Source organism: Ruegeria sp. N11, assembly GCF_056531525.1.
The window spans coordinates 1-6,609 of the sequence record NZ_JBQFLX010000050.1; the positions used below are offsets into that span (position 1 = coordinate 1).

A 6,609-nucleotide genomic window follows, 5' to 3' on the forward strand; every position below is an offset into this window, starting at 1 on the left:
ATCGAATAATCCTGGACGAAGTCGAGAACTTTCATGCAATTGGCGGGTCCGGTGATGACGATCTGCGCGGGCGCACCAATTTTGATGGCAATGACATTCTGCGGGGCGGAGACGGCAACGACCAACTGAGCGGCTACGGTGGTGACGACGTCCTTGATGGAGGTGCCGGCGACGATACTTTGACAGGTGGTGCAGGAAATGATGTTTTCATCAAGCGCCCTGGCCAAAGTCACGACACGATTACGGATTTTGAAAAAGGGTTGGATTCGGCTAGCGGCGACAAAATAGACATTAGCGCCTACGGCATTGGCTTCAATCAGGTGGTATTCAGTGTTGAACCTGGGGGGCTGCGAGTTCTACTTGGGTCAGACAGCATCTTGTTGCAAGGATCTGGTCTGACCTCACTAGATGCGAGCGACTTCGTTGGGCTATCAGTCAATGCGCCCCCGACGGCATCGCCGATTGACGCGGGATCGGTGTTCGAGGACGCGACACCTGTTGTGATTGATTTGCTGGCGGATGCGGCCGCAGCAGACAGTGATGGTGGCACACTTGGTGTGACCAATGTCTCGGTAACAGATGCGTCTGGATCGGCGGTGGCTTTTGGGCTGGTTAGTGCGGTGCTGACAATCGACCCGACACAGTTCGCAGCAGCTTTGGCATTGGGTCAGAACACGGCTTTGTCGATAAGCTATGATGTGACTGACGGCCAGGGTGGGATTACTCCAAACACTGGGCAATTGGTGGTCGACGGTCTCGACGGTCCGTTCACCTGGTATCTGGATTCCGACAATGACGGCTTTGGTGTCGATGATCCTTTGACGAACCAGACTGCCTACGCTGCTCCCGGTGGTACGTCCGGTGTGGCAGGGGATGCCGACGACTCTGATCCAACGATCTTTCCCGGTGCGCCGGAGATCAACGACTACAAGGATAACGATCAGGACGGGCTGATCGACGAGGACAACACGCCGCCTGTCGCCGATACCGAGGCTTTACAGACCGGTGAGAACACAACGCTCGTCATCGGTGCTGCCACATTGTTGGCTGGTGATACAGACGCGGATGGAGACACACTAACCGTCACCGCCGTGTCGAACCCGGTAAACGGAACTGTGAGCCTCGACACTAAAGGGGATGCGGATCCGAGCAATGATGAGGTGATCTTTATTCCAACGCCAGGCTACGATGGCCCGGCTGCCTTCGATTACACGATCTCTGATGGCTTCGGCGGAACCAGCACTGCAACCGTCACTGTCACCGTAACAGCCGCTCCAAACCAACCCCCGACGGCATCGCCGATTGACGCGGGATCGGTGTTCGAGGACGCGACACCTGTTGTGATTGATTTGCTGGCGGATGCGGCCGCAGCAGACAGTGATGGTGGCACACTTGGTGTGACCAATGTCTCGGTAACAGATGCGTCTGGATCGGCGGTGGCTTTTGGGCTGGTTAGTGCGGTGCTGACAATCGACCCGACACAGTTCGCAGCAGCTTTGGCATTGGGTCAGAACACGGCTTTGTCGATAAGCTATGATGTGACTGACGGCCAGGGTGGGATTACTCCAAACACTGGGCAATTGGTGGTCGACGGTCTCGACGGTCCGTTCACCTGGTATCTGGATTCCGACAATGACGGCTTTGGTGTCGATGATCCTTTGACGAACCAGACTGCCTACGCTGCTCCCGGTGGTACGTCCGGTGTGGCAGGGGATGCCGACGACTCTGATCCAACGATCTTTCCCGGTGCGCCGGAGATCAACGACTACAAGGATAACGATCAGGACGGGCTGATCGACGAGGACAACACGCCGCCTGTCGCCGATACCGAGGCTTTACAGACCGGTGAGAACACAACGCTCGTCATCGGTGCTGCCACATTGTTGGCTGGTGATACAGACGCGGATGGAGACACACTAACCGTCACCGCCGTGTCGAACCCGGTAAACGGAACTGTGAGCCTCGACACTAAAGGGGATGCGGACCCGAGCAATGATGAGGTGATCTTTATTCCAACGCCAGGCTACGATGGCCCGGCTGCCTTCGATTACACGATCTCTGATGGCTTCGGCGGAACCAGCACTGCAACCGTCACTGTCACCGTAACAGCCGCTCCAAACCAACCCCCGACGGCCAACGACGACGTTCTTTCCGTAGCTGAGGATGGCAGCGCAACGCTGGATGTCCTCGCCAATGATTTTGATCCTGACAGCAACGATGTGCTCAACCTTCAATCGGTCACATCATCCTCTGGTGCCACAGTTCAGATAGCTAACAATCAGATCATTTACTTCGCGGATGCCGACATTTTTGATCTTTTGGCAGACGGGGAAACCGCATCTGACACTTTGACATACACGATTAGCGACCAATCGGGTGCGTTGGCTTCGGCGACTGTGGCCGTGATTGTAATTGGGCAACCTGACGGAATTCAAGTTCGAGGGACACGTGGCCAAGACGATATCTCGGGAACTTCTGGAGACGATTTTATCCGTGCCGGTCGATCAAAAGACGTAGTGCGCGCTGGAGAAGGGGCTGACACTGTTTATGGCGGGCGCGGAGCCGACAAACTTTATGGCGGAGCAGGGATTGATACGCTTTTTGGAAATCGCGGCAATGATTTCCTTTTTGGCGACGACGGCGACGACTTTCTATTTGGAGGCAAAGGCTGGGATACAGTTGTTGGCGGACTCGGTAATGATGCGATGAGGGGTGGTCGCGGCTCGGATGTTTTTGAGTTCACGCAGGGTGACGGTGTTGACCAAATAGAAGATTTTCTACTTGGGGTTGACACGATCCGGTTTGCGGGGGGTATAGACTACGATGACCTAGTGTTCTCGGCAGAGGTTCAGGGTCTCAGGGTTCATTATTCTCACAGTGACAGTGTGCTGTTAGAATCTGTTGGTCTTACATTTCTCGCAGTAGACAACTTCGAGTTTGTGTGAGCCTATTTTTTGAATTGTTCAGTGCCAATTGTATGTGGAGCGCTACTTCAAATGAAGTTGCATTGGTCATTTCTCAGATATGCTGTGGTAGTTTATGAGGTATGATCAAAGATAAAAAACAAATTTTAAAATAAAAGTAAAGGCTTAGACCGTAAGTTTGGCTCCTCCTCGGTCCGCCACTTTCCTTTGATTTCATTGGAAAAAATGGCGGTTTTTACCAGCTACCCGCCAACATACCCGCCGAATAAATTCCTCTTCTATAATTGAACATTCAGATAGAAGTGGTTGTAGCTGCGTTCTCGTGGGGTTGATCTGCTCAACGCCACAGGAAAACGAATCTTCGACACATCCGGAGGTGCGCGACTAGTTCACCGACCGTCCTGATACATGCGGCTGCTCTCTCTGGCTCTATGTCTTTTCGGTTGCTTTCGAATTGCCCGCCGGTCGCAACGCGATCCAATTTGAGTACCAAATCGGCATATCGCTCAAATCTGAACCCTAGAATTTTAGGTCCCTGCTCCTCGAAGGCTGCAGAAGCAGCCAACGCCCCACGGAGTTTTGCCGCATACTTCCTACACTCTTGTTTCTCGCTAGGGTCGGTAAGCCAGTATGCGACACCGTACTCTTCAATTCGCTTAAGGTCTTCGATTTGATCAGAGATTGATTGTAGTTCGGAGCTACGCACTGAAACGAAGACTTGGACCACAAAGCCGGCGAAGGCACCCAGCAAGCCAGCGATTACAGCAACTGCGAATTCCATTTAGTTGTCTGGTTTTGAAGTTTCTATGTAGTCCCACGCTTGACGTTCAGCGCGAGCGTACCCAGACCATTCGTGAACGATACGCAGGTGCTTTTTAAGTTCGCTTGCAGTCCAGCCACTCTTTCGAACTAACCCTCCAAAAGCTTCCTCGAGAAACGAGGAACCAAAGCTCTCCACGCCTTCAAAGTCGACGATCAAAGTGCCGCCGGAGGCTCGCGCAGCCTCAAGGCCCGGAACCAAAAAGTCTTCTCTAAACTTACGCCCATTGGTGTCAGGACTATCGTCATCGTCACGTCCAATAGGATAGGCGCTGAAGTCAGAGGCGATATGTATTGTTTGAATTTCACCCATCTGCACTGTCGCCTGTTGACGGAAGACTGATCTTCCATTCAATAAGCGTTCCTCCGATTGAATGCTCAAATGATTGGTATTGAGGCCGTTTTCCATACTCATACTGCCACAAACCTCCTCTGCTGCAAACCATCAGGCTGCCGTTTCCCACATGTTCAATCAATCCCCTCATCTGAGGTAGCCCCTTTCCGCGATGAGCGGCACCGGAACTAGAACTGCCGAACTCCATTGCACACGCGATATAGGCACCGTCATCCTCATATTCAAATTCGTCCCTTCCAAGAACAAACTTTGACAAAAATGATCGGGCCATTTCCGAAAGATGCTTCTTGGGGTAAGAAATCGGTATTGTTACGCCTTGATCGTAAATCGCAATCGTAAACAATCTACTTTCAGGGTCGAGCGATGCAGTTACCCAAAAATTAGACAGATGTGGTACTTCGAATGTGTGGTTGGCGGGGTATGCCCACTTTGACACGTTCACAATAGCCTCACCTATCGCGCTGTTGAGTTCTACTCTGGTTGAGCGATCAAGCTCGATTTCTGACAAGTTCCTTACCAAAGCCTGAACATTCGCTGATACGGCTTCAAGATCGCCACCTGAGGTGCCAGAAATTGCCCTCAGGTACTCTATCCCGTGCAAATTTTTGCTTTTGACCTCGTCTTCTTCGATATGGCCAATGGCTTCAAAGAAGCCAATCTTATACATCGGCCAAAAAACGCCATCGTTCCAGTCTTCAAGATTAATGACTGGAGGTACGCTACCAACAAACCTAGCTGCACGATGATACTCAGCCGTAAGTACAAGAGATGCAGCCGTGGAAATCTCACCAATCGCTGAAAAATCCATGTAGTTGGATATTCGCATCTTGCCACGTTTTGATTTTGGTTGTTTGACCCAAAGGTACTTGCCCGGGTTTTCGTAAGCTTCCTTAATGTTCAATCTTCGTCTTACTTCGTCGAGAAAGCCCAAAGTCTCAAGAGAATTGCTTCGGACGGAAATCAAGCTGGGTGGTCTACTTGGGGCGTTTTCGGCGACTATTGCCTCGAACTCGTGGCCCATCCATGCTGTGACAATGTGTGTTTGCTTTCCATTTTTGCTGCCGGGTCTACGAGAGACACGCTTAGTGCGCTTGTCTAACTCTGCCTTGGCTCTTCTTATTAGCCAAACACGGTACTTGGGAGTGAGTTTCTTCATGCTACCCCGCTATTAAAAAGTAGGGATGTGCGCAATGGCTCTTCTAAAAGTTGCGAAATACGAAACACCTGTCCATTCAATCAATAAGGGGTTTTGTGGAACCTAATAGGAGAACAAATCGCCTTCATGGGTGTGTTTGTGGGACATATCTTGCATGGTCGTAGAAGCGACAGGCTTGCAAAAACCGGTGTTTATCCGCTTCTGCCGCGAGTGCTGCCTCCATTGCATTTAGGCGAATTGACGCGTCGTCGCTGGTTGCTGCAATCTCCATGCAATCGGTTCTGACAGCGCGATAAAATGCGAGTGTTTCACCGACCAATGCCGCGACGTCCACGTGCTTTGCTTCCGATAGAAGCCGATCTGTCAGCTTGTCGGAAAGGCGCTGGGCTTGCTTGGAGGATATTCCCAGCACCGCTCCGATTTGCCCAAGGGGCGCGCCCCTCATTGACATGCGGTGGACAACAACCAATCTAAACTCGTTGATGTATTCGGTGCCGTCCCAGCCGCCAATCTCCGGTTGATCTGTAGTCTCAGGTGCCACGTGGTTTGCACCCGGGTTCAATTCCGAACACGGTGAGCATAGGGTCTTCCGTCTGGGGTGCGCAGCAATGTGCGGAAATGCGTGATCCAAGCGAATTTTGCGATCTTCTCGGATGGCGGCTTCGATTTCTCTGTCTATGCCGTCCAACGCTTCCGGTGGCCGTTCGGGATACTGCCTGACGGAGCATTGTATTTGTTTTCGTACATGCTGCATACGCCGACCCTCAGTGAAACCGCCCTTCGGTGTTTTCCTGTGAGGGATTTGACCTGAGGTTGGGTCTCGATCTTGGCTTGTGTTATCCATGCCGTTTCTCTCCGTGGCCAAGGCGTGTCAGATGGGATTTCGATTTTGAGTCGCACTCAGAGTTGCACCCGGGTTCAAATGTCGATGTCCAAACGGGCGATGATCCAGCCTAAGGCGAAGAACCCCGGGTAGAATAACAACTAACCCCCATATGTCAGGTAATGGACCGACGATTTTTCATTCCGATGGATAAGCGACAACATCGCGTCTTCATTGCCGTCGAGCGCTTCGCGGTATGTGCGTGGAATGATGATCGTGCTGTATGCGGTATGGCCGACCAGCAAATACGAAAGTGTGGCAATAGCTATCAAGGTTATCATGGTTTTCTCCGAATTTGGTAGTCGCTTTGATGGAATTTTGAACCCGGGTGCAAATCGGGCGCTTCCTCTGACAGGTTTTCCTAGTTGGATGGCAACTCATTGGACGTGTCGCGGTTTGATGCCGCTCCTTTGATAGCATTTATTGCAGCAAAGGAGATGAACTATGGGAACGAAACGAACGGACGAGTTTC

Annotated in this window: 5 protein-coding genes and 1 pseudogene; 2 read left to right on the forward strand and 4 right to left on the reverse strand. The window is 51.8% G+C overall.

The features are described from left to right. Positions 1-62: 62 nt before the first annotated feature. A pseudogene (locus tag ACR0J8_RS23755) lies at positions 63-173 on the forward strand (hypothetical protein); the annotation flags it as partial. Positions 174-377: 204 nt separating this feature from the next. Beyond that, on the forward strand, positions 378-2,945 hold the full coding sequence (locus ACR0J8_RS23760; RefSeq protein WP_480892735.1) for an Ig-like domain-containing protein: 2,568 nt from the start codon (positions 378-380) through the stop codon (positions 2,943-2,945). A 760-nt stretch (positions 2,946-3,705) separates the two neighbouring features. Here ACR0J8_RS23760 and ACR0J8_RS23765 read toward each other — a convergent pair. From ACR0J8_RS23765 to ACR0J8_RS23780, 4 genes are all read right to left on the reverse strand, one after another. Further along, positions 3,706-4,056 carry an STAS-like domain-containing protein gene (locus ACR0J8_RS23765; protein WP_480892724.1) on the reverse strand — a complete coding sequence of 117 codons (351 nt, stop codon included), beginning with the start codon at positions 4,054-4,056 and terminating at the stop codon, positions 3,706-3,708. Continuing rightward, positions 4,049-5,254 (reverse strand): hypothetical protein, encoded by a 1,206-nt coding sequence (locus ACR0J8_RS23770; protein WP_480892727.1) that lies wholly within the window; start codon positions 5,252-5,254, stop codon positions 4,049-4,051. Before ACR0J8_RS23770 ends, ACR0J8_RS23765 begins: the two co-directional genes overlap by 8 nt. A 124-nt stretch (positions 5,255-5,378) precedes the next feature. Next, entirely contained in the window at positions 5,379-5,795 is a 417-nt protein-coding gene (locus tag ACR0J8_RS23775) for a hypothetical protein (RefSeq protein WP_480892730.1), read from the reverse strand. A gap of 443 nt (positions 5,796-6,238) precedes the next feature. After that, a complete protein-coding gene (locus tag ACR0J8_RS23780; protein WP_480892732.1) occupies positions 6,239-6,418 on the reverse strand; it encodes a hypothetical protein in 180 nt (59 codons plus the stop codon). Between the last annotated feature and the right edge of the window lie 191 nt (positions 6,419-6,609).